Raw genomic sequence first — 24,869 nt, forward strand, 5'->3', positions numbered from 1 at the left:
ATATATTTGCTCATTTTTTAAGTTTTTCAAGGGCATCTGCGATCTTACGATCGTTAGAGAGCCTTGGTAATTTATTTTGTCCGCCCAGCTTTCCTATTGATTTCATGTATTCCTGAAATCCGGAAACCGGGACTTTGGTTATTTTCAATCTCTGCAGGATCTTCCCTTCCAGCAGGTCAAAATAATAGGAATTCTGTTGTTGCATAGACTTGTCCAGGGCATCTGCAAAGGTATCCATATCTTCGGGCTCCTTTTCGAATTCAATGAACCATTCATGATATGGCAACTGTTCGCCTTCGGGATTGATCTGCGGCGCAACGGTGAATTCTGAAATTCTTACTTCTGTTCCTGCAGTAGCCTCTTGCATGGCCTGCTCCACTTCCTTGGCGATGACATGCTCCCCAAAAGCCGAAATAAAGTGCTTAATCCTTCCGGAAACGATCACCCTGTACGGCTTCAGCGAAGTGAACTGTATGGTGTCTCCCAGGTTATAGGCCCAGAGGCCGGCTGTAGTTGAGATGATCATTACATAGTTGGTGTGCAGCTCTACTTCTCCAATAGTGAGACGCTTCGGGTTTTCTGAAAAGAATTCATCAGTCTTAATGAACTCGTAGAAAATACCTGAATTAAGCTGCAGCAACATACCTTTTTCATCTTGCTTATCCTGAAAGGCAAAAAAGCCTTCCGAAGCAGGGAAAAGTTCAATGCTGTCCACTTTTCGTCCTATCAGGTTCTCAAACTTTGCACGGTAAGGTTCGTAATTTACCCCGCCGTAAATGAAAAGTTCAAAGTTAGGGAAGATCTCTCCTACTTTTTTCCCGGTGCGGGCCTGCAACCTTTCAAAATACATCTGCACCCAGGAGGGAATACCGCTTATTACCGACATGTCTTCGTGAACGGTTTCCTCTACGATCGCGTCTACCTTGGTTTCCCAGTCTTCAATGCAGTTGGTCTCCCAGCTCGGCATTCGATTCTTCTGAAGGTATCCCGGCACGTAATGGGCCACGATGCCCGAAAGCCTTCCCAGTTTGATCCCGTTCTTTTCATCCAGTTCGGGACTACCCTGCAAAAAGATCATTTTTCCGTCTACAAAGTCAGCTTTCCCGGTGTCTGCAATATAGCACAAAATGGCATTTCGGGCCGCTTCGATATGGGTGGGCATAGAGGCTTTGGTAAGTGGGATGTACTTTGCGCCGCTGGTGGTACCAGAAGTTTTTGCGAAATAAAGCGGCTTTCCCGGCCAAAGAATGTCTTCTTTTCCCGCGACCACCTGCTCCACATAAGGCTTCAGTTCTTCGTAATCCCTTACCGGCACCTTTGCGGCAAAGTCGGCAGGAGATTGTATGGAACCAAAGGAATGGTCTTTCCCAAATTTGGTGTTTTTGGCTTTCTGAATTAGCTCTTTAAAAACCTTTTGTTGGGTCTCCACTGGCTTTGACGCCCAGGAGTCAATTTTTCGTTGTATGTAAGCGGCAAAAATTTTAGCCGAAAATGATTTTATAGACATAGCAGTTATTGAAAATCAATGAAATCTGTCGGGTTCACAGGTTGACCTTCGCTCCACAGCTCAAAGTGCAGATGCGGCCCGGTAGAGAATTCTCCCGTAGAACCTGCAGTAGCGATCACTTCTCCTTTTTTCACCCTTTCCCCCTGTTCTTTAGTGAGGGAAGCATTGTGCTTGTAAACCGACAATAATCCGTAGCTATGCTCCACAATGATCACGTTACCGGTCTGTGAAGTCCATGCGGCAAAGATGACCGTACCGTCAGCAACCGATTTCACAGGAGCGTTATGAGCCGCGACAATATCGATCCCAAAATGGCGGTCCTTGATATTGTAGCCTTCAGAAACAGGGCCTTTGAGGGGCGGAAAAAGAGCATAATTCGCTCTTGAGGTAGCCGTTTCAAGGAAATTATATTTATCTTCCTGCACCACCATTTCCCTCAAGAGTGAGTCCTCTTTTGAAGGGGCAAGATCTATATCTCCGGGTTCAGATCTCTGACTCTCCAGCAGAGAATCCCGGTTGAATTCCACCGTTTTGACATCTCCGGTGAGAACCCTCCTAATGGAATTGATATACTGGTTGTTCATCTCCACCACGTTCTGCAGAGAATCGGTTTTATAAGCCAGGGTAACGGCACGCTGTTTAAGTTCTGTAGAAGAATAACCCGGAATGTATTCCCGCAAGCCGGTAAAGGCAATTAGAACCGTAGTGAGCGCTATCAATACGATAACCGCTACTGTTAATACAACAAATACATTTAGCCGCGTAAGATTTACAGAAAGTTTCTCTTCAAAAGTATCATCGTTGAGGATCACCAGCCTGTACTTATCCAGCAGCTTCTGGGAAATCTTTCTCTTATGTTCTTTATTTTCTTCCATAGTTCAAGGGGCTGAGGCAAAGATAGGATAAAGAAAATTTTTAAATTGGTTTTATACTAACAGAAACCCTTGATTTAAAGATTTATTGCTAACTTTGCAACACTAAATTTATCATTATGAACGCAGCTATTTTACCATGGGTTATTGGAACACCTCAAATAATTTTCATTGTTGTGGTGGTGTTGTTGTTATTTGGCGGAAGGAAAATTCCTGAACTAATGAGAGGATTAGGTAGCGGGATAAAGGAATTCAAAGACGCTTCCAAAGATGATGAGCCTACAGGCAAACCTGAAGAAGACCAGAAGAGATTGTAAGATCTTCAACTTTTATAAGATATTAAAAAACCCAACTTTCGTTGGGTTTTTCTTTTGTCTCTATTTAATGTCTGCCGACTTTAAAATAGCTTCTATCTCCTGCATGTGGTCTCTCTTCATGGCCGAAGGGGCAAAAGCGAATCCTTCTATCACCACATACCTGTCGTTCTTCTCATCCAACACAGCATAGTTTAAAAAAGGGCCTGCCATAAAAGCACCTTTTACCTCCCAGGTTCCTTTGGTTTCCCAGGCGAACTTACCGTCTATTTGCGATTCAAAAAGGTAAGGCGCATAGGCCTCCTCTGTGATCATGTAAGTGTCCTCAAGGGGTCCGGGAATATGTTTCTGCCCTATAGAGTCTCTCATCGCGATAATATTTCCAATCACATTGGTATCCTTTTCCAGAACGTGCCTTGGAACTTCATAGGCCAGGATCTCCATGCTGCCGTTCTTAATGTCTTTTCTTATCCAAAAGAAATCGTCTTCTTCTTTAGCATAGCGGTATGCCGTAGGAAACTTGAGCGACAATCCCAGTTCCTCCTCCAGGCGTTTATCATCTTTTAAAGACTTTTTCATTCGCCGCTGCTTTTCCTTGATCTCGGTTTCTTTAAAAGCCTTTACGATCTCTTCGGAATGTTCTTCTAATTGATTGATGATCTCCTCATTGGTCTGGCCAGAAATAAGTACCCCGGTCTGCGGGCGGGCATAAGGATTTTCAGCCACTTTCACGTTGGCCTCTTTTCCTTTCTGAACCCTTAAAAAGATCCTGTTCTTTCTAACGAAACCTGAAAAAGCTTCGGGTGGCATCTGGCTTATGGAAAACAGTGGTTCTTCCTGTGGCAATCCGTCTACAGGCGCAGCCAGTACCTTGCGCAAAGAATCTCCCACCTCTCCGTTCCATAGCTCATTTTCTATGATGACCGATAGATTATTGATGTTGCCAGATGAGCTGGTCAAAACCACCTGATCTTCTTTTGGGTTATCGTTACAGGCCGCAAGTACGAACAGGCTAAGTACCAGTGATGTTATTTTTCTCATATTTCTGAATTTTGAAGGGCTTATCCTTCTGAAAGTTTAAGTTTCATTCCGGGTTTTAGGCTGCTGCCACGCATGTTGTTGAGATCCTTGATCTTTTGAACCGTAACTCCCGGAAATTTTCGGGAAATACTCCACAACGAATCTCCATGCTTGACAGTATAGAATTTTGGAGAGGATTTGCTGCTGCTTGATGCCGTACTTCCGGAAGTTACCGGTTTCCTCGGATAGATCGTCAGCCGCTGCCCTACTCTAAGGTTATTGCTTCTTAGGTTGTTCCATCGCTTTATCTGGCTTACACCCACCCCATATCGCTCGGCTATCCTTCCGAGGTAATCCCCGCTGCGCACGCGATATCTTATACGACTTTCGGAATCAACAAGCTGGGGTAAAGGTTTCTCCTCCTTGGCCAGCTCGGCTTCAGCATATCTGTAAATAGCCTCTTCGTTGTTTACAAAGAACCCTGAGCGGCTTCTTGGCAGGCGAATGGCGTACTTTTCATCTTCTATATAGGGAATGATGTCAAGCTTATAGCTTGGATTAAGGAACTGAAGCAGCTCCTTCTCTACCCCTGTGACCTCAGAGATCTGGTCAAAAGACAATAATCGTTTGGTTTGAATGGTATCTGTCTCGAAATAGGAAGTGTGCGGATTTGGCGGCTGAAAACCATGTTCTTCGGCATATTCAAAGATATACATGGTTGCCAGGAAGGCGGGAACATAACCCGCTGTTTCACGTGGAAGAAAAGGCCTCAAATTCCAATAATTAGTGGATCCGCCGCTTCTTCTAATGGCTTTGGAAACATTCCCGGGTCCGGAATTATATGAAGCAAGCACCAGGTCCCAGTCCTCAAAAACCCGGTAAAGGGTAGACAGGTACTGGGCTGCCGCCTCTGTAGACATCATTGGGTCCATACGCTCGTCAACATAAGAGCTTACATCAAGACCGTGCATTTTCCCGGTTGCGAACATGAACTGCCACAGTCCGGTAGCGCCCACCCTGGACCTCGCCCTGGGGTTAAGGGCAGACTCAACAATGGCCAGGTATTTTACTTCCAGCGGAATATTATATTTATCCAGCTTCTGTTCGAACATCGGAAAGTAATACGCGCTGAGCGCCATTAAGCGCTCCATGGATTTTTTGTTACGTTTGAGATATGATTTGATCACATTTTCCAGCAACGGATTGTATTCTACCTTAAAAGGGGTTCTGGCATCGAGTTTTTCAAGCCGCTTTTTCAGCGTATCGGTAGGAAGGTCGTCATAGACAACTTCATTATAATCTAAATTCACCAGGGAATCCTGCAGCCCGTTATACAGACTGGACATGAACAATTCCTTTTGCCACAGCGAGTCTATCATAGCCGCTCCAGGATCGTCCAAAAGGGCAAAAACAGCAGAATCTTTGATGATCTTATGAATAGGAACATTGTTGGAGATCTCTACATCGTCGCTATTCATTAACAGGAAGAAATCCTGCTCTGGTAGCCGAATGGTGTCTTCGGGCTCTCCGTTCTCTTGTTTATTTTCGTTTTTTGCCTCTGTTCTTTCTTGCTGCGCATACAGGCTTACTGACAGTAGCAAAAACACTAAAGGCAGAACTCTTCTAATCATAGGTTTTTATTAATTCGCATTAATAAGCTTTGGAGCTTCAATTATCGTACCTCTTTACTTTTTCATGGCTTCAATTCCCGGAAGACTTTTCCCTTCCAGCATTTCAAGCATGGCTCCGCCCCCTGTAGATACGTAACTTACCTGGTCTTCAAGATTGTATTTTTTTACGGCTGCTACAGAATCCCCACCGCCTACAAGTGAAAAAGCGCCTTTCTTAGTGGCACTGGCTATGTACTCACCAACAGCAATGGTGCCTTTGGCAAAAGGTTCCATCTCAAAAACACCCATTGGGCCGTTCCAGAGTATGGTTTTGGAATCCTCCAGCACACTGCCATAATTCTTTACGGTTTCTGGGCCTATATCAAGTCCCATCCATCCATCGGGGATCTCATCTACCGGCACCACCTCGGTATTGGCCAGTTCAGAAAAACTGTCGGCAATTACCGAATCTACCGGCAAATGCACCTGGACTCCTTTGTTCTTTGCGGTTTTCAGGATCTTCAGGGCTAGCTCCTGCTTGTCATCTTCCACAAGAGAGCTGCCTATCTTTCCGCCTCGGGCTTTTATGAAGGTATAGGTCATTCCTCCGCCGATGATCAAATGGTCTATTTTGTCAAGAACGTTCTCAATAACAGTGATCTTGGTCGAAACTTTCGCCCCGCCCAGAACGGCAGTCACGGGTTTTTGGGAGTTACCAAGAACTTTGTTCAGGCTTTCTATCTCTTTGGCCAGTAAATATCCGAAGCATTTATCGTCGAAGTATTTCGCGATGATCGTGGTAGAAGCATGCGCCCTGTGCGCAGTTCCAAAGGCGTCGTTCACGTAGATATCTCCGAGGGATGCCAGTTCTTTAGCAAAATCATCGTCACCTTTCTTCTCTTCGGGATGAAACCTGAGGTTTTCCAGCAGTAGCACTTCGCCCGGCTGTAGTTCATCGGCAGCCTCTTTGGCCACTTCCCCTACACATGCAGGAACAAATTTCACCTTTACCCCAATGATCTCAGAAACCTTATTAACAATGTGCTCTAAAGAATATTTCTGCTCTACTCCTTCGGGCCTTCCAAGGTGAGACATTAAAATGGCGCTTCCGCCATCCTCAAGTATCTTAATAATGGTAGGTTTGGCAGCTTCAATCCTACTCGTGTCCCCCACTTCCTGATCTTCGTTTAGCGGCACATTAAAATCTACCCTTATTAAAGCTCTTTTATTCTGAAAATTGTAGTCGTCTATCGTTTTCATAGTTATTGTTGTTAGGAACAAATAAAATTTTTCCCTAAGATATAAAAGTGTGGATAAATTTTATCTTTGCTTATGCTATTTTCTGAAGTATTAGGACTCCCTCACATCAAGAACCACCTTACCACAACCGCCGAGAAAGGACGTGTTCCCCATGCGCAGTTGTTTGTAGGTTCCTCGGGTAGTGGAACTTTACCCATGGCCATTGCTTATGCTCAATACATTCTGTGCCAAAATACCGGCGGAGAAAATAATTCGGGGATCGAGGCCTGTAACATCAAGATGAACAAGCTGTCTCACCCAGACCTGCACTTTGCATTTCCGGTAGCGGCCAATGACAAGGTAAAGAAGAACCCGGTCTCGGGTAATTTCCTTGATGAATGGCGGCAGTTCGTTGAAAATGAACCCTACGGAAGTCTTTTTGACTGGTACCAGAAACTGGGAATAGAGAACAAACAGGGCCAGATAGGCGTACATGAGGCACAGGACATTGTGAAATCGCTTTCCTTAAAAGCCTATGAAGGTGGATATAAGGTCATGATCATATGGATGGCCGAAAAAATGAATACCGCTTGCGCCAATAAGCTCCTAAAGCTTATCGAAGAACCGCCGAAAGATACGCTGTTCCTGTTGATCACCGAGGAAGAGGAGAATATCATACAGACCATACGCTCCAGGTGCCAAACCCTTCACTTTCCACCGCTCAATGAAGCAGTTATTGCTGAAGGTTTGATGAAAAATGAAGCATGTGAGGAGCAAAAGGCCCTCACTATTGCTCACCGGGCAAACGGCAACTACAGCACTGCGCTGGATATTCTTCAAAATAATTCGGGAACCGAGCAATTTGAGGAATGGTTCATCACCTGGGTGAGAAGCGCCTTCAAAGCAAAAGGAAATAAATCAGCTATTTTGGATCTTATTTCCTGGAGCGAAACTATAGCCGCGACTGGGCGTGAAACTCAGAAAAAATTTCTGCTTTTTTGCCAGGATTTCTTCCGCCAGGCCCTGCTTCAGAACTACAAAACCGAAAGCCTGGTTTTCATGCAGCCGCAGACCAAAGGCTTTAGCCTGGAAAAATTCGCTCCTTTCGTGAGCGGCAATAATATTCTGGGCATCAATAAAGAACTCGAGGATGCCATTTACCATATAGAACGAAACGGTAATGCCAAGATCATCCTCACCGACCTTTCAATCAAATTAACCCGACTTTTACACAGCAAATAATCATTTATGGAAAACATTACTATCTACATGCCGGTACTTTTAATCCTGCTTTTTACCCTTATCACCTTCTTACAATCTGGTCTTGATAAATTGACCGACTGGAAAGGAAATGTGGGATGGTTAAAAGAGCATTTTGGAAGCACATTTTTAGGCGGAATGGTCCCTCTATTAGTCGGTACTATTCTGGTTTTGGAAGTGCTGGTAGGGATTCTTGCCCTGGCGGGAATCTACTCAATAGTGGTACATGGGGAACTGCAAATGGCCTTCTGGACGCTTGTTTTGGCAGCCATAACCCTGCTTATGCTGCTCTTTGGGCAAAGGGTAGCAAAAGATTATCCCGGCGCTTTCACCATCACCGGTTATTTCATGGTGGTCATCTTTGGACTTTACCTCATCGCATAAAAAAAGGGTTCCATGTGGAACCCTTTTCTATATCTTTCTTCTTCTTTTATTCTTCAGTTTTAGCAGCATTCAGTTCTGCAAGCACTTCCTGAGTGATATCCAGGCCTTCTTCGGCGTACATTATATTAGCTGATTCATTTGAACCGAAGATGTAGGTGTAATCGTTTTCCTCCCCGTAAACCTTCACGAAATCTCTCACTTTAGTGATAAGCGAATCGATCACCTGGTCACTCTCCTGCCTCAATTGTCCGGTTCTAACCTGCTGTTGCTGCTGAAGCATTTGCTGTTTTTGCATTAGCTCCTGCTCTGTAGCCTGTCTCTCGGCTTGTGACATGGTAGCCCTGTTTTCCTGGTACTCCATTACCTCCTGTTGAAAACCCTGCGCCACAGAATCCAGTTCTTTTTTAAGCTTTTCAGATCTGGCATTGAAATCGGCTTCTACTTCCTTCATTTCAGAAAATTCCTGGATGAGCTTTGTCGTATCGACATAAGCAGTTTTATTTTCATTACATCCGGTCAATACCACTCCTAAAAAAAGGACCACAAAAAATTTCTTCATCTTTCTTGATTTTGATTTGGACAAAAATAAGAAAGGAAATGAATAATGGCGGGTAAAGAAAGGAATTGTATCACTATCAGATTACATAATACAGATCACAAACTAAATAAAATAAAACTATATAAACTATGGCATTTACATAGGCAATAAGGCTCTTTTATGGTTTTCGGAAGGTTCTTCTACCACGAATCCTATAAAGTGCTCGCAAATCGGCTTAAAATGCGTTTTTCTACTGTTTCTTCAAAAAATAGGCGATGGAAGAATACTCTCCTGTGTCTTTTGCTTTTTGGTTGGAAATAAAACCGGTAAAAGCGGCTTTTAAAGGATTCCCTTTTCCATTTCTATAATTCTCTGAAAGGAGGCTCACATAATAAGAATCGAACGGCAAACCTTTTTCCTTAATAACCTCAAAATTGAATTCTGAAAATATTTTCTGAATGGAGGTTCTGGAGAAGTGATATAAATGCCGCGGAACATCAAAAGCGGCCCAATGTTCTTTATAAACATTAGCATCGTAACTTTTGAAATTCGGAACCGCGACTACAAGCAAACCGTCCTTTTTCAAAACCCGGAAAAGTTCGTTGACCTGATCTTCCAGATCAGGCACATGTTCAAGAACATGCCACATAGTGATAACATCAAATTCTTCATCTGGAAAAGAAGAAGTGTTTTCCTTAAGAGAGATCCCTTTTTTTAGGGCCAGTTGTTTGGCTCCGGAATTTGGTTCCACACCAAAAACATCATAACCCTTCTTTTTTGCCTCAGCTAAAAAATCTCCGGTACCGGCTCCAATATCTAAAAGTTTACCCCTACCCTTTTTTTCCTTTTCAATCCACTCCAACTTCTTTTGAAGCATATAGGATTTTACCTTTTGATATACCTTTTCAAAAATGGAATTTTTAGAATCGGTATGGGAAATGTATTTTTCACTTTTGTAGAACTCCGGCAATTCATTTTCTTTCGGTCTCGGAAAAGTCCCTAAAAGATCAAATTGGTTTTCCCTCTTCAGCTCAAAAAATTTGTGGCTAACGGTGTAATCCTTACAAACCATTTCCGTGGTTTCCGAAAAATCAAAAGGGGGAAGTTTCTTCAAAATATGATCTAAAAATTAATTTTAAAAATAGATGTTCCACGTGGAACGTGAAAAATTATCTACCCATATAAACCAATAAAACTGAAATATCATTCGGGCTCACTCCACTGATCCTTGATGCCTGGGAAACGGATGTCGGTTTAACTTTTCTCAATTTTTCACGTGCTTCATATGACATGGATTTGATCCTGGAATAGTCAAAATTCTCCGGAATCTTTATTCCTTCAAGTCGATTTAATTTATCGGCGTTGTTCTTTTCCTTTTCAATATATCCTGAATACTTCACCTGGATTTCGGTCTGCTCAAGTTCTTCCTCTTTAAGATCATTAGCTTCGATAAATTCATTTACGCCACTAAATTTTCTCACATCATCCATGGTGATATTAGGACGAGAAAAAACCTTAAATATCTTATCGCTTTGTTTCATCGGGGAAGATCCTTTTTCCTCCAGGACAACATTTGCTTCTTCAGGAACCACACTCGTGTCCTTCAAAAAATTTACGAAAGCAGCAGATTTCTCCTTCTTCTCCTCCATTTTCCGAAGCCTTTTTTCAGAAGCCAATCCGATTTTATAAGATCTTTCAGTAAGACGAAAATCAGCATTATCCTGTCTCAAAAGAGTTCGATATTCTGCCCTTGAAGTAAACATTCTATATGGCTCTTCTGTACCTTTTGTAATAAGGTCATCTATCAAAACTCCGATATAAGCCTCACTCCTTTGAAGGACAAATTCCTCTCTTTCCTGCACTTTTAAAGCGGCATTTATACCCGCGATCAGCCCCTGAGATCCGGCTTCTTCATATCCTGTAGTTCCGTTTATCTGTCCGGCAAAATACAACCCATTTACCAACTTTGTTTCAAGCGTATGCTTCAATTGCGTTGGCGGGAAATAATCATACTCTATCGCGTAACCCGGTCTAAAGAATTTTACATTTTCAAATCCGGCAACAGATCTTAAAGCCCTAAACTGAACATCCTCGGGAAGCGAAGTTGAGAATCCGTTTATATACATCTCAACCGTATTCCAACCTTCCGGTTCAATGAATAACTGGTGCCGGTCTTTATCTGCAAAACGATTGATCTTATCTTCTATAGAAGGACAATACCTGGGACCTATACTTTTGATCCTTCCATTAAACATTGGCGACCTGTCGAAACCTTCTTTTAAAAGTTCATGTACCTCAGGTGAGGTATAACTCATGTAACAGGAGCGCTGTTTTTTCAGGGGAGCAGTTTCATCCAAGTAGGAAAACTTCGCAGGGACATCATCCCCGGGTTGCTCGATCATTTTAGAATAATCCAAAGACCTTCCATCCACTCTTGGAGGAGTTCCGGTTTTCATTCTTCCGGCTTCAAATCCAAGTTGAAGTAATTCTTCGGTGATTCCTGTAGCAGCTCTTTCTCCTGCTCTACCTCCACCAAATTGTTTGTCGCCAATATGGATGAGTCCGTTCAAAAAAGTTCCGTTGGTAAGGATAACAGATTTGGCTTTAACTTCAATTCCAAGAGAAGTCCGAACTCCAACCACCCGATCATTTTCTATCAAAAGACCGGAAACCATTTCCTGATAAAAATCCAAATTCGGTGTGTTTTCCAGACGCAGTCTCCAATGTTCGGCGAACATCATTCTATCGCTTTGCACCCTCGGACTCCACATAGCTGGTCCTTTAGATTTGTTCAGCATTTTGAATTGAATAGCACTGGTATCGCTCACCAATCCGCTGTACCCTCCAAGCGCATCAATCTCTCTAACGATCTGACCTTTTGCGATACCACCCATTGCAGGATTACAACTCATTTGGGCGATGTTTTGCAGGTTCATGGTGATGAGCAGGGTCTTGCTGCCCATGTTCGCTGCGGCCGCCGCAGCTTCACTTCCGGCGTGCCCGGCACCCACTACAATTACATCATATTCTTTGTCAAACATATCTTGATTTTCCTCTATTGTTCCACGTGGAACATTTGCATTTTTTCTTCTTCTTTGGAACGCATCAGCTTTTTCTCCTCGGCTGTTTTATCCTTATATCCACAGAAATGAAGCACCCCGTGAACCATCACTCTTTTGAGCTCTTCACTAAATTCAACAGAAAATTTGCCGGCATTCTCTTCCACTCTTTGAGTGCTGATAAATATATCGCCACCCAAAATATCTCCTACCGAATCATCAAAGCTGATAATATCGGTATAGGTATCATGATCCAAATATTTCCGGTTGATCTCGAGCAGGTATTCATCATCGCAAAAGATAAAGCTTATTTCACCCAGCTTCTTATCTTCAGAAGAAATGACTCTTTTAAGCCAGTCTTCATGCCGAGTCTCATCTTCAAGATTGAAGTTGTTCTCTGAATAGAAATTAATGATCTCCTCGTTCAAAATATTCCCTTACTTTTAGTCTGTAAATTTGCCGCAAAGGTAAGGTTTGTCTGTTTAAAATTTCAGTGGTACTAAAATATTCTTTAGCCCTGATAATTGGTGAAACCTGCGGGCGATCAAACTCTTCCTTGTTCGTGTTTGCCTCTCGTTCCTGCTTTTCTCCCTGCAGCAATTCAGCGTCATCCAGTTCAAGCAATTTGTGTTCCAAACGTTTCATTCTCTCAAGCGTTTTCCTGTTGAAACCATTATCAAGAATTTGCTTTTCCATTTGTTCCATTTCCTTTAAAAGATTTCCGGCCTTCCCATTTTTTCCTTCACGTTTCAATCTTTCCTCCAGCGCTTTTCTTAATAACTGCTGTTCCTGAAAGATCCTGAACAATTCTTCACTGGTCTCCTCAGACTCGTTTTGTCCGCCTTTCTCACCACCTTCTTCCGGACCTTCTTTCTCCCCTTTTCGAACCCCTTTTTCCATCCTGTCATTGAGACCTTGTTGCTTCTGGATGATATCGGGGAGTTGCATTCCGCCACTTTGACCTCCCGAGCCTTTTCCCGAAGCCTGCGCCATCATCTGTTCCATGCTTCCAAGTATCCTGCTAAGAAAATAAGCCAGGTCATTTGCCCCGGTAACCACATACTGCTGACTGCTTACCCCCTGCATCAGGTTGTCCTGAGCCAGTCTTTTAAGAGATTTGTCCAGGTGGTAACCTACATCAACAAGTTTTCCCGTAACCTCATCTGTGATCATTTGGTTTCGCAGGGCCAACGAGTAGATGCTGTCATCAATATGCTGAAAGTTTTCCTTTAGAAAATTCTGCTCCCGCAGAAGAGAGGAAAACATAGGATTATTATTACCCGACTTCCTGAAGGATTCCATCACATCTTCCTGCTCAAAGGAAAAGGTAAGCAGGTTATCCAGAATTTGCCTTAGCATATCCACGTCTTCCTGCATTTGCTGCATACCAGCCATCTGCATTTGGTTTTGCATTTGCTTTGCCATTTGCATCATCTTCTCTCCTGCTTTCTTTTGTTCTTCTTGTGCCCTCAGTTTATTCCCTTGTTCCAATTCTTCGGAAGCCTTTTTTTGATCCTGCTGAATTTCCTTTTCCGTATTTTCATTCCGCGGCATGTTAACGGGTTTTTTCAAATCTTCATTCTCATTTCCCAGTTCGTCTAATTCTTCAAAAACCTCTTCGGTCTCCTTGTTGAGGGAATCCTGAGCAGTGGCATTATTTTCTTTTTCTGAAGTACCAAGTTCCTGTTGTTCCTCTCCAAGTTTTTCAAGTTCGTTTGCCAGCTTCTGAAGTTTTTCCTGCACGTAATATTTTTTTGTGAGCTCGAGAAGTTGATCCAAACTCCGTTCCCGGGTTTGGTTTCCTTTAGACATTTTCTCCAGCTTTTCCTTAAGACCCTCCTCCTCTATTTTATCGGCATATTTTTCAAGTTCCTCCAAAAGTTTTTCCTGTTCCCGGAGCTCTTCTTCTTTTTTATCGAGCCTCTCCTGAAGATCTTTCCTCAACTCTTCGTTGTAAGATTTTTCTTCCTTTTCAAGAGTACGTTTTAATTTCTCTGTGTACGATTCCATCAAACGATTCTGCTCCTTTTGGCGCTGCAAAAAATTCTCCAGCCGTTGCCGGTTCTTATAATCCAGTTCCTCCTTTCGGATCCTGGATAATTCCTCCAGTTCTTTCCCGGTCTGCTTCATTTCCTTCAAAGAATTCCCCAGATCATCTATAAGTTCTTCCTGCCCCGCCAGCCTTTCTTCCTTCTCTTCCTGTTCAGTCTTCTTTCGAAACGAAAAAGATCGGCTCCTCACCTTTTTAAATCCGTTAACGCGGTCATTATCAACCACTTCAAAGAATATTTCGTATTCTTTTCCCCTCTCAAGTTGCAGAGTATCAGGAAAAACGGATAAAAACTCCCCTACCGTACCCTTTCCGGCATTAATCCTGACCATTTTTTTGATTTTAGGCTCATCAACGGGAAAGGCGATCAGGTTCACTCGGGCTATCCCGTGATCGTCAGAAACCTTTCCGTAGAAATAATGAACCTCCTCTTCAAGGCTGTCAACTTTGTGTTCCAATTCAAGTTTTGGAAATTCATCCTTCACCACCTTTATAGAATAATCCAGTTTCTCAAAATCTTCCACCTCCCGGTTAGACGTACTTATTTGATAATCGGTATTTGCTAAGACCCTTTTGGAATAGGAAAAAGCTCCCTCCTTCTTCTGAAATATATCCACAGTATCGGGAAGAGAGATCTTTACTTTATCTGTTGACCGTGTGGCTAAAAGCCAGGTTACCAAAGTCCCTTCAGGAACGGTCGCGTTGCCCGTACCATCGATCACTTCATCTTCCATAGAAGTATGATCGGGAAAGTCCAGCTGCATTTGGAGATTAAGGGTGCGGGGAACTTTTACGATCTCTACAGTATAAGACCTGGAATTCACATTATTTCCGGAGAGATAAAAAACAAAATCCTCTTCAACGGGTTCAAATTCATATCTGAAAATCCCAGGAGAAACCTGGTTCATGAAATAGGTCTGACCCCCATAGTGAACCGAAACGTTTTCCGGGATCACTCTCCCTTCGGTCATTACCTCTATCTCCAAAGTTTCATTCTCTCTTACCTTTAGGTTCTCATTCCGAACTTTAAAAGCAAAGGGCGCGGGCGGTTCATAAACCACTTTATAATTCACTACCCTCTCGTAGCTGTCAGTAAAGATATCAGCCTTCCCCAGCAGAACAAAGATCAGGATGATCAAAACCGGAACAGCTGCATATTTAAGATATGGAAGATTTTTCCTGAAGTCGATGGCCATCGCAAAAGGAACAGGTCTTAACTCTTTGGCTTTTTGATCAATTCCGGCGAACAAAAGATCTGTCTTCTGGGGATTGTTTTTTAGCTGCAGCACATTCAGCAGTTTATCTTTTACTTCGGGAAAATGCCTGCCTATGATGCCTGAAGCTTCTACCTCATCTATACCTTTGGAAATCCTGAAAATTTTCAAAAGCGGATACACGATAAACCTTCCGAAGAGCAAAACTTCCACCGCAATAAAAGTCCAGAACAGCACAGTCCGCGCCGTTGGATTTAACCAAAACAGGTGCTCGATAAAAAGGGTAAGCAGAAAATAAAGCAGGCCAATGGCCGTAAAAAGGATGAGCCCTTTCAAAAGTTCGTTCATGTAGAACTTCTTTATAAAAGCCCTTAATTTTATTTTTAAGATCTCGAAATTATCCATGCCCCCCGCTCGTTACCAGTCTTTTAAAAATACGATTTAATTTTGAAAATGCGCTAAGGGATAGCTTATTAAGGCCGTTTCTAAAACATAAAGAATCCCTTATCTTTGCCGTTCAAAATAAGGATTTATGTCTACAAACAAAGTAAGGGTGCGATTTGCACCAAGCCCAACAGGCCCTTTACATATTGGTGGGGTGCGTACAGCTCTCTTCAACTATCTGTATGCAAAAAAACACCAGGGAGATTTTATTCTGCGTATTGAAGATACAGACCAGGCCAGGTTTGTCGAAGGAGCAGAGGATTATATAATCGATTCCCTGAACTGGTGTAATATTCCTTATGATGAAGGCCCCGGAAAGGACAAAGGTTTTGGTCCTTACCGCCAAAGCGAGCGGAAACACCTGTACCGTGAATATGCCGACAAGCTCATCGAATCGGGTAACGCGTATTATGCATTTGATACTTCGGAAGAATTGGATGCTCACCGGCAAGATCATGAAGCGAATGGAAAGACCTTTATCTATAACTGGCACAACCGTCTTAAGCTGAACAATTCCCTTTCCCTTTCTGAAGCCGAGGTAAAAGAAAAACTGGACAGCGGAGAACCGTATGTCATCCGATTCAAAACGCCCGAAGATGAAACACTGAATTTGCAGGACGAGATCCGCGGAAAGATGACCGTGGAAACAAAGATCCTTGATGATAAGGTGCTTTTTAAGAGCGACGGGATGCCAACCTATCACCTGGCAAATATCGTGGATGATCACCTCATGGAGATCTCGCATGTGATTCGCGGGGAAGAATGGCTGCCTTCACTTGCCCTGCACTTTATGTTGTACAGGGCGTTTGGTTGGGATGTTCCAAAGTTCGCCCACCTGCCGTTGATCCTCAAACCACAGGGTAAAGGAAAACTCAGCAAACGAGACGGAGATAAAATGGGATTCCCGGTTTTCCCACTGGAGTGGAAAGATCCAAAATCAGGAGACGTCTCAACAGGATATCGTGAAGAAGGTTATTTCCCTGAAGCTGTTGTGAACATGCTGGCCCTTTTAGGCTGGAACCAGGGCGGCGGCAGCGAACAGGAGATCTATTCCCTGCAGGAACTGGTGGAGGCATTTAGCCTGGAGCACGTTTCTAAAGGAGGTTCCAAATTTGATCCTGAAAAAACAAAATGGTTCCAGCATCATTACATGCAGGAAGCCGATGATAATGAACTGGCTAATGACTTTTCAGCTTTACTGAAGCAAAAAGACCTCTCGCCTTCCAAAGAGTATATACTGAAGGTGATCGCGCTCTTAAAAGAGCGTGCGACCTTTGTAAGCGATTTTTGGGAACTGGGCAACTACTTCTTCACCGCACCGGAGAACTACGATGAAAAGGCCGCTAAAAAAGCCTGGAAAGAGGATACTACCAATGTTATTGAACAGGTAAAATCCATCCTGAAGGAAACTGAAGATTTCAGCGCTTCAAATCTTCAGGATAAGGTAAAAGGATGGATAACCGATCAAGGAATAGGTTTTGGAAAGGTAATGCAGCCTTTCAGGTTATCCCTGGTGGGTGCCATGCAAGGGCCAGATGTCTTCGAGATCGCAGCGGCCATTGGCAAGGAAGAGACTATAAACCGACTTGAAAAGGCACAACAAACCTTATAAAAATAGAGAGGGCTGAAAATCCAATTTTCAGCCCTTTTTTTTCATTGCTGTTCGTATTGCGACAAATGGTACGGTATTAGAATCTCTTACCTGTTTTATTTCTAATGCTCTAGGTGAATGATAGAATCTTTATCTACAGTAAACTTTAAATATGATCTATATTTAACCGATTCCTTTAAATCAAGGAAATAATATTTTTCCCATTTCTTAATTTTCCCGGCAATTTCTAAGGCAGTTTTTTCAAAGTTTGTCCGAGGTTCTTCAAAATCATTTTTAAACTGGTTCATATTAAAGATAGTATCTACAACTTCATATGTCGGTTCTTTTCTAGGTGCTAAATTTGCGGTTTCTAAATCTCCGTTATCGTCAACATCTACCCATATAGGAGCGAAGCCTGAAGGATCAAATTTTCTCTTTTTGTACTTTTCTAGAATTGAATCGGTATTAGTGACTGGTACGGCCTTAAAAAATTGGTATCGGTAAGCAGTTAAATCAAGGTCATTTCCATTATGTAAAATTTTTTGCTCCTTTTGATTTATTGCTTTGTAATCCAAAGGCTTGCTATTGGAGCAATAATATCCAAAATAAAGGCTATTATCACTCCCTTCCTTGGCATATATTAACCAGGTTTCTCCTGCTTGAACATTCCAGTCACAAGAAGTAATATTTCCTGTGATTTCACCCTCAGAAATTAATTCGAATTTTAGAGTTCCAGGATTATCTCCATTTTTGAAATGTTTTGAAACTTCAAATGTGACCGTATAGGTAAGTGAATCAGAAGAATAAATTTTATCAATTACTTCTCCCTTAAAAACATACTTTGCTTGATAAAATTCTACCGCAATTTTCGGGGTATCACAACTACAGGCAAAACTTTTAAAAGTTGCAAAAAAGAATATTAGAAAGGTTATTCCTGTTTTCATTTAAGAGCAAACTGATTTACAGGAATATTATCAGTCCAAAGGTCACCATGCTTATATGACCACTGAGATCGGCAAGAGCCGGTTCCTTCTCCCCCAACCCTTCTTCGGTTGGTTTTTTCAGAATATTGTTTATTCCATACTGATATTGCAGCCATAATTTCACCTTTTCAAGGCCTCCTGCAATTCCTGCTGCAAGATTGAAATTGACCGAAGAGATCTCTTCCAGGTCAATGGGATTCACGTTATCATAACCTTCAATAAAAAAGTATTCTGCATCCTGCCGGGCATCAAATTTCCCGTTGATCTGCAATATAGGCCCGCCATGAATGCTCAAATAATGATCGATGAGCTTGTAGCTTCCGAAGAAATTGGCCTGCACTCCTATCATGGTAAAAGGGATCTCTGAATATTCTGAATCCTGGGGTTGTTTCACCCGCCCGTCCATGCTCAACTTAAAATCGAAAAAATTGATCCCATAGATAAATTCAAAGTCATTGTAAAAGGAATCCCAGGTGGTGAAACCTGCCGTCCAGCTCATTTTGGGAGTGATGGGCAACGAATCAGTATTGATATTGAAATGGTTCACCCCCGCCTGCAGCCCAAGCCGGTTGTATTCCCCGTCCCAAATTCTCTGGGAATGAGATGCCATTGCAAAACAGCAAAAAAAGCCAAGAATAAGGATCTTTTTCAAAGTCATGGGATTGGTGCTTTTAAAAATTATCTCCTAAATGTAGGAGTTTATTTTCTATCTTCCCGTTAAAATTAAAATTCACCAAATGATTACTACAATTTTATCCATTTTATTAGCATTCTTAGCGCTCGTTATTCTCTTTTCCGGAATCTTCACCGTGAAACAACAAACGGCGGCGGCCATAGAACGCTTCGGAAAATTCCAGCGCATAAGCAACAGTGGATTGCATTTTAAAGTTCCCGTAATTGACCAGATCGCAGGACGAATAAACCTGAAAGTACAGCAACTGGATGTATTGGTAGAGACAAAGACTAAAGACGATGTGTTCGTTAAATTAAAAATCTCCGTCCAGTTTCAGGTGATCCAAACCCGTATCTATGACGCCTTTTACAAGCTGGAAAATTCGCATGATCAGATAACTTCTTATGTATTTGACGTGGTGCGTGCCGAGGTGCCGAAAATGAAATTAGATGACGTTTTTGAGCGCAAGGACGATATCGCAATTGCCGTGAAAAGGGAGCTGAACGAAGCCATGCAGGATTACGGGTATGACATCATCAAGACCCTGGTAACCGATATTGATCCCGATGTACAGGTTAAGGCGGCGATGAACAGGATCAACGCTTCTGAAAGGGAAAAAGTGGCTGCCGAATATGAAGCCGAGGCAGAACGCATCAAGATCGTGGCAAAGGCTCGTGCCGAAGCCGAAAGTAAACGTCTACAGGGTCAGGGTATTGCCGATCAGCGCCGGGAGATCGCCCGCGGACTGGAAGAAAGTGTGGATGTACTGAACAATGTAGGGATCAATTCACAGGAGGCTTCTGCCCTTATCGTTGTTACCCAACATTATGATACGCTGCAATCTTTGGGAGAGGAAACCCAAAGCAATCTAATTCTCCTACCGAATTCTCCGCAGGCCGGCAGCGATATGCTGAACAACATGATCGCATCTTTTACAGCTTCCAATCAAATTGGAGAGGCCATGAAAAAAGAGAATGCTCTTAAGGAACGCAAGAGAAGGGAAAAAGAAGAGTTTGAAAAAAGGGATTTCAGAATGCCAAAACAAACAGATGAAGGCGAAGAAAATGATAAAGGGGAAGATAATGTAAAGGAATAGATCCTACTTCCACTTATCGCCGATAAAGCCAAGCACTTTGGTCGCACCTTTGAGGATAAGGGCATTCTTGAAGATACTGCCGGCCGCGCTCTTTAGCAGCCTTTTGGGAGAAAGGCTTTCTTTGGTCTGATTATAGTTAAGGAGGATACGCTCCTTATCGATCTCCTTTTGAAGTTTAAGCAGTTTAAGGTCCCGGTCTATTTCCTTGAAGCTCTTATACTCTCTCATTGTCTTCGACTGGTTTTTCTTCTGGCTGAAGATTGTTTGGAGATGTGAATTCAGGATGGGCTGTTTTTGGCCCTTCCTCGGGCTCTTTAAAGAACTGTTTTGAAGCTTTGGATAACATCATCCTGTTGATGAAAGAACTTCCGAAGAACACGATAAAAAGGCCTGTGAGCAGGTAAATGCCGCCTACAATGAAGAAACCACTGCTGGGTGCATCAAGCCAGTCACTAAGCGCAACAGAAATGGCTATCGAAAGGAACAGAATGGCGAAAAGAATAAAGAAAGCTACTACCACCCCTTTTACGGCGGCAGTAGCTCCTTTCATTGTTTTGTTAAAAAGGTCGAGCTTATAATACTCGGCACTACTTTTAGCAAATTCGCGTATGTTTTCGTTTAGCCTGTGTAGATTGTCGGATACTCTTTCGAATGCCATATTGTAATTATACTACAATATTATCTGAAGTGTCTGCCTCGCCTTTTTTATCCTTTTGGAACTTTGCGTTCTGCTTTTTCAGTTCTTCCAGTTTGGCTTCAAGACTGCTCAAGATCTCATCGGCTTTGTAACTGGCAGAAGAAAGAGTTTCTTCAAGCCTGTCCTCGAAATCCATTTTTGCCTTCTTGGCCTTTTGTGAAAGATTAGAAGAGGTTTCCCGGTATCTGCGGTTAAGATCATCCTGAGTTCTTCTGGCGTTTTCCCCAAGTTTTCTGCGGGTTTCCTCACCGCTGTCAGGCGCATATAACATTCCAAGGCCGGCTCCTATGGCTGCCCCGGTTAATAATGCTAAAAAGGTACTTCCTGAATTTGCCATGATATAATTGGTTGTTTAGATTAATACTATAACCAAATATAGGATAATGCCTTCTCACCCCCTGTTAACAACCGGTTAATATCCATTTCCCAATGCTAAAGTATTCTTAAACTGGAAAACTTGGCCTGCATCTTAGTTCTTGCCACCCCAGGAATCCCGTAGTGTTACTGTGCGGTTGAAAACAAGCTTTTCTGCTGTACTGTCTTTATCAACGTTAAAATATCCTATTCTCTGGAACTGGAACTGGTCCAGCACCTTGGCATCTTTAAGGCTTGGTTCCAGGTAACCGGTAACCACCTTTAAAGAATCCGGATTAAGGAACTCGGTAAAGTCTTTTTCCTTGTCGGCATCTGGCGCTTCTACGGTGAACAGGCGGTCATAAAGCCTTACCTCTGCTTCTATGGCGTGCTTTGCAGAAACCCAGTGCAAGGTACCTTTCACCTTACGCATGGATTCCTCTGTTCCACTGCCGCTCCGGCTTTTGGGATCATAAGTACAATGGATCTCAACGATCTCCCCATTTTCATCCTTTACCACATCCTCGCCTTTGATGATATACGCGTTCTTAAGCCTTACTTCCTTTCCTAAGGTTAACCTGAAGAACTTGCGGTTGGCTTCCTCCTTGAAATCTTCTCTTTCAATGTAAAGCTCCTTAGAAAACGGAACTTTTCTAGACCCGGCAGATTCATCTTCAGGATTGTTCTCAGCATCAAGCCATTCTTCTTCCCCTTCGGGATAATTTGTGATCACCAGCTTTACAGGATCAAGCACGGCCATAACCCTTGGCGCGGCTTTGTTAAGATCTTCCCTAATGCAAAATTCAAGAAGGGAAACATCCACGATATTTTCCCTTTTTCCTATCCCAATAGTTTCAGCGAACTTCCTGATAGACGCTGGCGTGTAACCTCGTCTTCTCAAAGCAGAAACTGTCGGCATACGCGGGTCATCCCAGGAAGAGACTATCCCCTTCTCTACCAGGTGAAGCAGTTTCCTCTTGCTCACAATCGTATGGCTCAAATTACGCCTTGCAAATTCCCTTTGCTTTGGCCTGAATTCTTCCGAAGAACTTACCTTTTCAAGGAACCAGTTATACAGATCACGGTGTGGTAAAAATTCAAGCGTACAGAAGGAATGAGAAACATGCTCAATAAAATCACTCTGCCCGTGTGCCCAGTCGTATAAAGGATAGATCATCCAGTCGTTCCCGGTGCGGTGGTGTTTTTTATGAAGGCTGCGATACATCACAGGATCACGCATGATCATGTTCTTGGAAGCCATATCTATTTTTGCACGAACAACATGCTGACCTTCGGCAGTCTCACCGTTCTTCATCTTCTCGAACAACTCAAGGTTCTCTTCTACCGAACGATCCCTGTACGGGCTGTTCTTTCCGGGTTCTGTAGGCGTACCTTTTTGCTCGGCGATCTCTGCGGAAGTCTGACTGTCCACATACGCATGACCGTTCTTGATAAGCTCTACCGCCCAGTCATACAATTGCTGAAAATAATCTGAAGCATAACATTCCCTGGCCCATTTAAACCCAAGCCATTCCACATCTCGCTTTATGGCATCAACGTATTCCTGTTCCTCTTTTATGGGATTGGTATCATCAAACCTGAGATTAACAGGCGCATTGTACTTTTCTCCCAACCCAAAGTTAAGGCAAATCGAAGAGGCATGACCAATGTGAAGATATCCGTTAGGTTCAGGCGGAAACCTGAATTGAAGTTCTTCTCTGCTATAATTTGTTCTTAGATCTTCTTCAATGATTTGCTCAATAAAATTGAGGGATCGCTTTTCTTCAGACATAATTGTTTCTTTCAGCTTTTTCAGCTGCAAAATTACAGAAAATAAACATCAAAAAAGACAGGGAAAAAGAGGATTCCAAAGCAGCCTTTTAGGAAGGTATTCTGAATAGTTCCTATCTTCGCAAAAAATTGATCATGGGAAGCATAAAACTTAAAAATATCAAGATCTTCGCCTACCACGGATGCATGGATGAGGAAGGCAGAATAGGCAGCGATTACCGTGTAGACCTGAAGGTGCAGGGCGATCTTTCCCGGTCGGCCAAGACCGACGCGCTTAGAGATACCATAGATTACGTTCACCTAAATAAGATCGTAAAAGAAGAAATGGCCATACGTTCCAAACTCCTGGAAACAGTAGCAGAGCGTATTTTGAGCAGGGTGCTGGAGGAAATACTTCTGGTTCAAAAGGTTACGGTAGATGTCTCAAAGATCAATCCACCCATTGGCGGAAATGTAGAGATGGTAACGGTAAGGAGGACTAAAAGCCGTTAGAAAAGCTAAACTTTAAAGCTTTCTAAAAAGGTAGTCTCAAAAAATAAATTTTATTACATTTGCCTCCGTTAAACAACGGCATCGTGGCCGAGTGGCTAGGCAGAGCTCTGCAAAAGCTTGTACAGCGGTTCGAATCCGCTCGATGCCTCAAAAGCTCCTTTTTCAAGGGAGCTTTTTTTATTTCTTTTCGCTTCAGATCATTCAAAATATCTCACTATTTCCAGATCAGAATGAAAGGATGATTAATAAGGATAACTTGTACAGCGGTTCCCCCGAAGCGTCGGGGCGCTCGATGCCTCAAAAGCTCCTCTTTCAAGGGAGCTTTTTTTATTTCTTTTCGCTTCAGATCATTCAAAATATCTCATTATTTCAAATAGGAATGAAAGGATGATTAATAAGGATAACTTGTACAGCAGTTCCCCCGAAGCGTCGGGGCGCTCGATGCCTCAAAAGCTCCTTTTTCAAGGGAGCTTTTTTTATTTCTTTTCACTTCAGATCATTCAAAAATATCTCACTATTTAAGATCAGAATGAAAGGATGATTAATAAGGATAACTTGTACAGCGGTTCCCCCAACACTTCGGGGCGATCGATGCCTCAAAAGCTCCTTTTTCAAGGGAGCTTTTTTTTTTCTTTTCACTTCAGATCATTCAAAATATCTCACTATTTTCAGATCAGAATAAAAGGGTTATTAATAGGATAACATGGACAGCGGTTCTCCCGAACCGTCGGGGCGCTCGATGCCTCAAAAGCTCCTTTTTTCAAGGGAGCTTTTTTATTTCTCTGCACTTCAGATCATTCAAAAATATCTCACTATTTCAAATAGGAATGAAAGAGTGATTAATAGATAACTTGTACAGTGGTTCCCCCGAAGCGTCGGGGCGATAAAGCTAATTTTCAGAGCCTTTATGTAAAGCTTTAAAAATTGCTTCGGAAATTTTTTTTCGAAAGTTGAGCTGCCGCACTGTCCTCGGGAGTAGTTGGTGTGATATTGTCGATCTGCTCCTGTATCTGATTGATCTCCTGCGGAACGAGGCCCTGCCCTATCAGGAAAATTCCGAAGATCATAAGGAGCACGCTGATGCCTTTTTTAACCCTGTAAATACGATTGGGAGTAAGTTTCCGGTTCAGCTTTTTGGCAGCCAGGATCTTGAAGATATCCACCACAAAATAGGTACCTATTATGCTGCTGAAAAAGATGGTAATCCTGTCGGTTTCCATTTCCATTTGAGGACCAAACACAATGATCAATCCCAGCCAGAAACCCAGTACTCCAATGTTGATAAAGTTCAGCAGAAAACCTTTCGCGGCCAGTCCCAGGTAATCTCTTTTGTTCAGTTTCTGAATTTCGGGCACCTCTTCATGCTGTAAAACCCGCTTGGTCTGTATGAACTGAATAATGCCATAAGTAACCAGAATACCTCCGCCAAAAATAAAAAGAGCCGGATCATCCTTGATCCGGTTCAATAATTTCGTGGTACTAAAATAAGCTATAAGTAAAAAGATAACATCGGCAAAGATCACTCCCAGATCAAAAGAAATGGCGGCTCTAAAGCCTTTGATGGCAGCAGTTTCCAAAAGAACGAAAAAGACCGGGCCCAGTAAGAAAGCGAGGAAAAATCCTAGCGGTACGGCTGCCAGTATATCTTGAAACATTCGGAGGTTTTAGTTTCCACAAAGGT

At 42.7% G+C, this 24,869-nt stretch carries 23 protein-coding genes and 1 tRNA gene; 7 read left to right on the forward strand and 17 right to left on the reverse strand.

The features are described from left to right. Positions 1-10: 10 nt before the first annotated feature. Both BLS64_RS02150 and BLS64_RS02155 read right to left on the reverse strand, forming a co-directional pair. Positions 11-1,507 carry a GH3 auxin-responsive promoter family protein gene (locus tag BLS64_RS02150; RefSeq protein ID WP_093111261.1) on the reverse strand — a complete coding sequence of 499 codons (1,497 nt, stop codon included), beginning with the start codon at positions 1,505-1,507 and terminating at the stop codon, positions 11-13. Between the two features lie 5 nt (positions 1,508-1,512). After that, on the reverse strand, positions 1,513-2,382 hold the full coding sequence (locus tag BLS64_RS02155) for a M23 family metallopeptidase (protein ID WP_093111263.1): 870 nt from the start codon (positions 2,380-2,382) through the stop codon (positions 1,513-1,515). Positions 2,383-2,498: 116 nt separating this feature from the next. On the opposite strand from BLS64_RS02155, the gene BLS64_RS02160 reads away from it, so the two are divergent. Continuing rightward, positions 2,499-2,696, forward strand: a complete 198-nt coding sequence (locus BLS64_RS02160; protein WP_093111265.1) for a Sec-independent protein translocase subunit TatA/TatB — start codon at positions 2,499-2,501, stop codon at positions 2,694-2,696. A gap of 60 nt (positions 2,697-2,756) precedes the next feature. On the opposite strand, the gene BLS64_RS02165 is transcribed toward BLS64_RS02160, so the two are convergent. From BLS64_RS02165 to BLS64_RS02175, 3 genes are read right to left on the reverse strand one after another with little or no spacing between them, the layout of a single operon-like run. After that, complete coding sequence (locus BLS64_RS02165; RefSeq protein ID WP_093111267.1) at positions 2,757-3,734, reverse strand: DUF4837 family protein; 978 nt, start codon at positions 3,732-3,734, stop codon at positions 2,757-2,759. A gap of 20 nt (positions 3,735-3,754) precedes the next feature. Then, complete coding sequence (locus tag BLS64_RS02170) at positions 3,755-5,344, reverse strand: lytic transglycosylase domain-containing protein (protein ID WP_093111269.1); 1,590 nt, start codon at positions 5,342-5,344, stop codon at positions 3,755-3,757. Between the two features lie 54 nt (positions 5,345-5,398). Then, a complete protein-coding gene (locus tag BLS64_RS02175) occupies positions 5,399-6,583 on the reverse strand; it encodes a phosphoglycerate kinase (RefSeq protein WP_093111271.1) in 1,185 nt (394 codons plus the stop codon). Between the two features lie 72 nt (positions 6,584-6,655). Here BLS64_RS02175 and BLS64_RS02180 point away from each other — a divergent pair, with 72 nt between their 5' ends. Together BLS64_RS02180 and BLS64_RS02185 are read left to right on the forward strand one after the other, a co-directional pair. Then, on the forward strand, positions 6,656-7,804 hold the full coding sequence (locus BLS64_RS02180; RefSeq protein ID WP_093111273.1) for a DNA polymerase III subunit: 1,149 nt from the start codon (positions 6,656-6,658) through the stop codon (positions 7,802-7,804). A gap of 6 nt (positions 7,805-7,810) precedes the next feature. Beyond that, the gene (locus tag BLS64_RS02185; RefSeq protein WP_093111275.1) at positions 7,811-8,206 is read left to right on the forward strand and encodes a DoxX family protein; all 396 of its coding nucleotides are present in this window, start codon (positions 7,811-7,813) and stop codon (positions 8,204-8,206) included. A 46-nt stretch (positions 8,207-8,252) separates the two neighbouring features. On the opposite strand, the gene BLS64_RS02190 is transcribed toward BLS64_RS02185, so the two are convergent. The 5 genes from BLS64_RS02190 to BLS64_RS02210 form a co-directional block, all read right to left on the reverse strand. Further along, positions 8,253-8,765, reverse strand: coding sequence for an OmpH family outer membrane protein (locus BLS64_RS02190; protein WP_093111277.1), 513 nt, complete (start codon positions 8,763-8,765; stop codon positions 8,253-8,255). Positions 8,766-8,994: 229 nt separating this feature from the next. Further along, the gene (locus BLS64_RS02195; protein WP_093112263.1) at positions 8,995-9,816 is read right to left on the reverse strand and encodes a class I SAM-dependent methyltransferase; all 822 of its coding nucleotides are present in this window, start codon (positions 9,814-9,816) and stop codon (positions 8,995-8,997) included. A gap of 97 nt (positions 9,817-9,913) precedes the next feature. After that, the gene (gene mnmG, locus BLS64_RS02200; RefSeq protein WP_093111279.1) at positions 9,914-11,785 is read right to left on the reverse strand and encodes a tRNA uridine-5-carboxymethylaminomethyl(34) synthesis enzyme MnmG; all 1,872 of its coding nucleotides are present in this window, start codon (positions 11,783-11,785) and stop codon (positions 9,914-9,916) included. 14 nt (positions 11,786-11,799) lie between these two features. After that, positions 11,800-12,219 carry an rRNA maturation RNase YbeY gene (gene ybeY, locus BLS64_RS02205; protein ID WP_093112265.1) on the reverse strand — a complete coding sequence of 140 codons (420 nt, stop codon included), beginning with the start codon at positions 12,217-12,219 and terminating at the stop codon, positions 11,800-11,802. After that, positions 12,212-15,415 carry a hypothetical protein gene (locus BLS64_RS02210; protein ID WP_143019259.1) on the reverse strand — a complete coding sequence of 1,068 codons (3,204 nt, stop codon included), beginning with the start codon at positions 15,413-15,415 and terminating at the stop codon, positions 12,212-12,214. The genes ybeY and BLS64_RS02210 overlap by 8 nt, the downstream gene beginning before the upstream one ends. 184 nt (positions 15,416-15,599) lie before the next feature. Here BLS64_RS02210 and gltX point away from each other — a divergent pair, with 184 nt between their 5' ends. Then, complete coding sequence (gene gltX / locus BLS64_RS02215; protein ID WP_093111284.1) at positions 15,600-17,123, forward strand: glutamate--tRNA ligase; 1,524 nt, start codon at positions 15,600-15,602, stop codon at positions 17,121-17,123. A 101-nt stretch (positions 17,124-17,224) separates the two neighbouring features. Here gltX and BLS64_RS02220 read toward each other — a convergent pair whose 3' ends face one another. Next, positions 17,225-18,046, reverse strand: coding sequence for a hypothetical protein (locus BLS64_RS02220; protein WP_093111286.1), 822 nt, complete (start codon positions 18,044-18,046; stop codon positions 17,225-17,227). A 16-nt stretch (positions 18,047-18,062) separates the two neighbouring features. Continuing rightward, the gene (locus BLS64_RS02225) at positions 18,063-18,743 is read right to left on the reverse strand and encodes a hypothetical protein (protein WP_093111288.1); all 681 of its coding nucleotides are present in this window, start codon (positions 18,741-18,743) and stop codon (positions 18,063-18,065) included. 79 nt (positions 18,744-18,822) lie between these two features. Between BLS64_RS02225 and BLS64_RS02230 the strand changes: the two genes are divergently transcribed. Continuing rightward, positions 18,823-19,854: an SPFH domain-containing protein gene (locus BLS64_RS02230; protein ID WP_093111290.1), complete on the forward strand. Its 1,032-nt coding sequence runs from the start codon at positions 18,823-18,825 to the stop codon at positions 19,852-19,854. 3 nt (positions 19,855-19,857) lie between these two features. Here BLS64_RS02230 and BLS64_RS02235 read toward each other — a convergent pair whose 3' ends face one another. From BLS64_RS02235 to BLS64_RS02250, 4 genes are all read right to left on the reverse strand, one after another. After that, positions 19,858-20,082 (reverse strand): DUF6327 family protein, encoded by a 225-nt coding sequence (locus BLS64_RS02235; protein WP_093111292.1) that lies wholly within the window; start codon positions 20,080-20,082, stop codon positions 19,858-19,860. Then, positions 20,069-20,512, reverse strand: a complete 444-nt coding sequence (locus tag BLS64_RS02240; RefSeq protein WP_093111294.1) for a phage holin family protein — start codon at positions 20,510-20,512, stop codon at positions 20,069-20,071. Before BLS64_RS02240 ends, BLS64_RS02235 begins: the two co-directional genes overlap by 14 nt. 7 nt (positions 20,513-20,519) lie before the next feature. Then, positions 20,520-20,888, reverse strand: coding sequence for a YtxH domain-containing protein (locus BLS64_RS02245; protein WP_093111296.1), 369 nt, complete (start codon positions 20,886-20,888; stop codon positions 20,520-20,522). A gap of 132 nt (positions 20,889-21,020) precedes the next feature. After that, on the reverse strand, positions 21,021-22,697 hold the full coding sequence (locus BLS64_RS02250; RefSeq protein ID WP_093111298.1) for a glutamine--tRNA ligase/YqeY domain fusion protein: 1,677 nt from the start codon (positions 22,695-22,697) through the stop codon (positions 21,021-21,023). A 134-nt stretch (positions 22,698-22,831) separates the two neighbouring features. Between BLS64_RS02250 and folB the strand changes: the two genes are divergently transcribed. Continuing rightward, positions 22,832-23,188: a dihydroneopterin aldolase gene (folB, locus tag BLS64_RS02255; protein WP_093111300.1), complete on the forward strand. Its 357-nt coding sequence runs from the start codon at positions 22,832-22,834 to the stop codon at positions 23,186-23,188. Positions 23,189-23,265: 77 nt separating this feature from the next. Continuing rightward, a tRNA-Cys gene (locus BLS64_RS02260) sits at positions 23,266-23,336 on the forward strand. A 769-nt stretch (positions 23,337-24,105) separates the two neighbouring features. Here the strand turns inward: BLS64_RS02260 and BLS64_RS02270 are convergent. Further along, positions 24,106-24,843, reverse strand: a complete 738-nt coding sequence (locus BLS64_RS02270) for a LysE family translocator (RefSeq protein ID WP_093111304.1) — start codon at positions 24,841-24,843, stop codon at positions 24,106-24,108. Between the last annotated feature and the right edge of the window lie 26 nt (positions 24,844-24,869).

The sequence above is a fragment of the Salinimicrobium catena genome (assembly GCF_900102915.1).
GTDB classification, from domain to species: domain Bacteria; phylum Bacteroidota; class Bacteroidia; order Flavobacteriales; family Flavobacteriaceae; genus Salinimicrobium; species Salinimicrobium catena.

Bases quoted from the DNA above. Each gene is read 5' to 3' on its own strand.
- BLS64_RS02150 (WP_093111261.1), bottom strand. From the start codon at position 1,507: ATGTCTATAAAATCATTTTCGGCTAAAATTTTTGCCGCTTACATACAA.
- BLS64_RS02155 (WP_093111263.1), bottom strand. From the start codon at position 2,382: ATGGAAGAAAATAAAGAACATAAGAGAAAGATTTCCCAGAAGCTGCTG.
- BLS64_RS02160 (WP_093111265.1), top strand. From the start codon at position 2,499: ATGAACGCAGCTATTTTACCATGGGTTATTGGAACACCTCAAATAATT.
- BLS64_RS02165 (WP_093111267.1), bottom strand. From the start codon at position 3,734: ATGAGAAAAATAACATCACTGGTACTTAGCCTGTTCGTACTTGCGGCC.
- BLS64_RS02170 (WP_093111269.1), bottom strand. From the start codon at position 5,344: ATGATTAGAAGAGTTCTGCCTTTAGTGTTTTTGCTACTGTCAGTAAGC.
- BLS64_RS02175 (WP_093111271.1), bottom strand. From the start codon at position 6,583: ATGAAAACGATAGACGACTACAATTTTCAGAATAAAAGAGCTTTAATA.
- BLS64_RS02180 (WP_093111273.1), top strand. From the start codon at position 6,656: ATGCTATTTTCTGAAGTATTAGGACTCCCTCACATCAAGAACCACCTT.
- BLS64_RS02185 (WP_093111275.1), top strand. From the start codon at position 7,811: ATGGAAAACATTACTATCTACATGCCGGTACTTTTAATCCTGCTTTTT.
- BLS64_RS02190 (WP_093111277.1), bottom strand. From the start codon at position 8,765: ATGAAGAAATTTTTTGTGGTCCTTTTTTTAGGAGTGGTATTGACCGGA.
- BLS64_RS02195 (WP_093112263.1), bottom strand. From the start codon at position 9,816: ATGGTTTGTAAGGATTACACCGTTAGCCACAAATTTTTTGAGCTGAAG.
- mnmG (WP_093111279.1), bottom strand. From the start codon at position 11,785: ATGTTTGACAAAGAATATGATGTAATTGTAGTGGGTGCCGGGCACGCC.
- BLS64_RS02210 (WP_143019259.1), bottom strand. From the start codon at position 15,415: ATGAACGAACTTTTGAAAGGGCTCATCCTTTTTACGGCCATTGGCCTG.
- gltX (WP_093111284.1), top strand. From the start codon at position 15,600: ATGTCTACAAACAAAGTAAGGGTGCGATTTGCACCAAGCCCAACAGGC.
- BLS64_RS02220 (WP_093111286.1), bottom strand. From the start codon at position 18,046: ATGAAAACAGGAATAACCTTTCTAATATTCTTTTTTGCAACTTTTAAA.
- BLS64_RS02225 (WP_093111288.1), bottom strand. From the start codon at position 18,743: ATGACTTTGAAAAAGATCCTTATTCTTGGCTTTTTTTGCTGTTTTGCA.
- BLS64_RS02230 (WP_093111290.1), top strand. From the start codon at position 18,823: ATGATTACTACAATTTTATCCATTTTATTAGCATTCTTAGCGCTCGTT.
- BLS64_RS02235 (WP_093111292.1), bottom strand. From the start codon at position 20,082: ATGAGAGAGTATAAGAGCTTCAAGGAAATAGACCGGGACCTTAAACTG.
- BLS64_RS02240 (WP_093111294.1), bottom strand. From the start codon at position 20,512: ATGGCATTCGAAAGAGTATCCGACAATCTACACAGGCTAAACGAAAAC.
- BLS64_RS02245 (WP_093111296.1), bottom strand. From the start codon at position 20,888: ATGGCAAATTCAGGAAGTACCTTTTTAGCATTATTAACCGGGGCAGCC.
- BLS64_RS02250 (WP_093111298.1), bottom strand. From the start codon at position 22,697: ATGTCTGAAGAAAAGCGATCCCTCAATTTTATTGAGCAAATCATTGAA.
- folB (WP_093111300.1), top strand. From the start codon at position 22,832: ATGGGAAGCATAAAACTTAAAAATATCAAGATCTTCGCCTACCACGGA.
- BLS64_RS02270 (WP_093111304.1), bottom strand. From the start codon at position 24,843: ATGTTTCAAGATATACTGGCAGCCGTACCGCTAGGATTTTTCCTCGCT.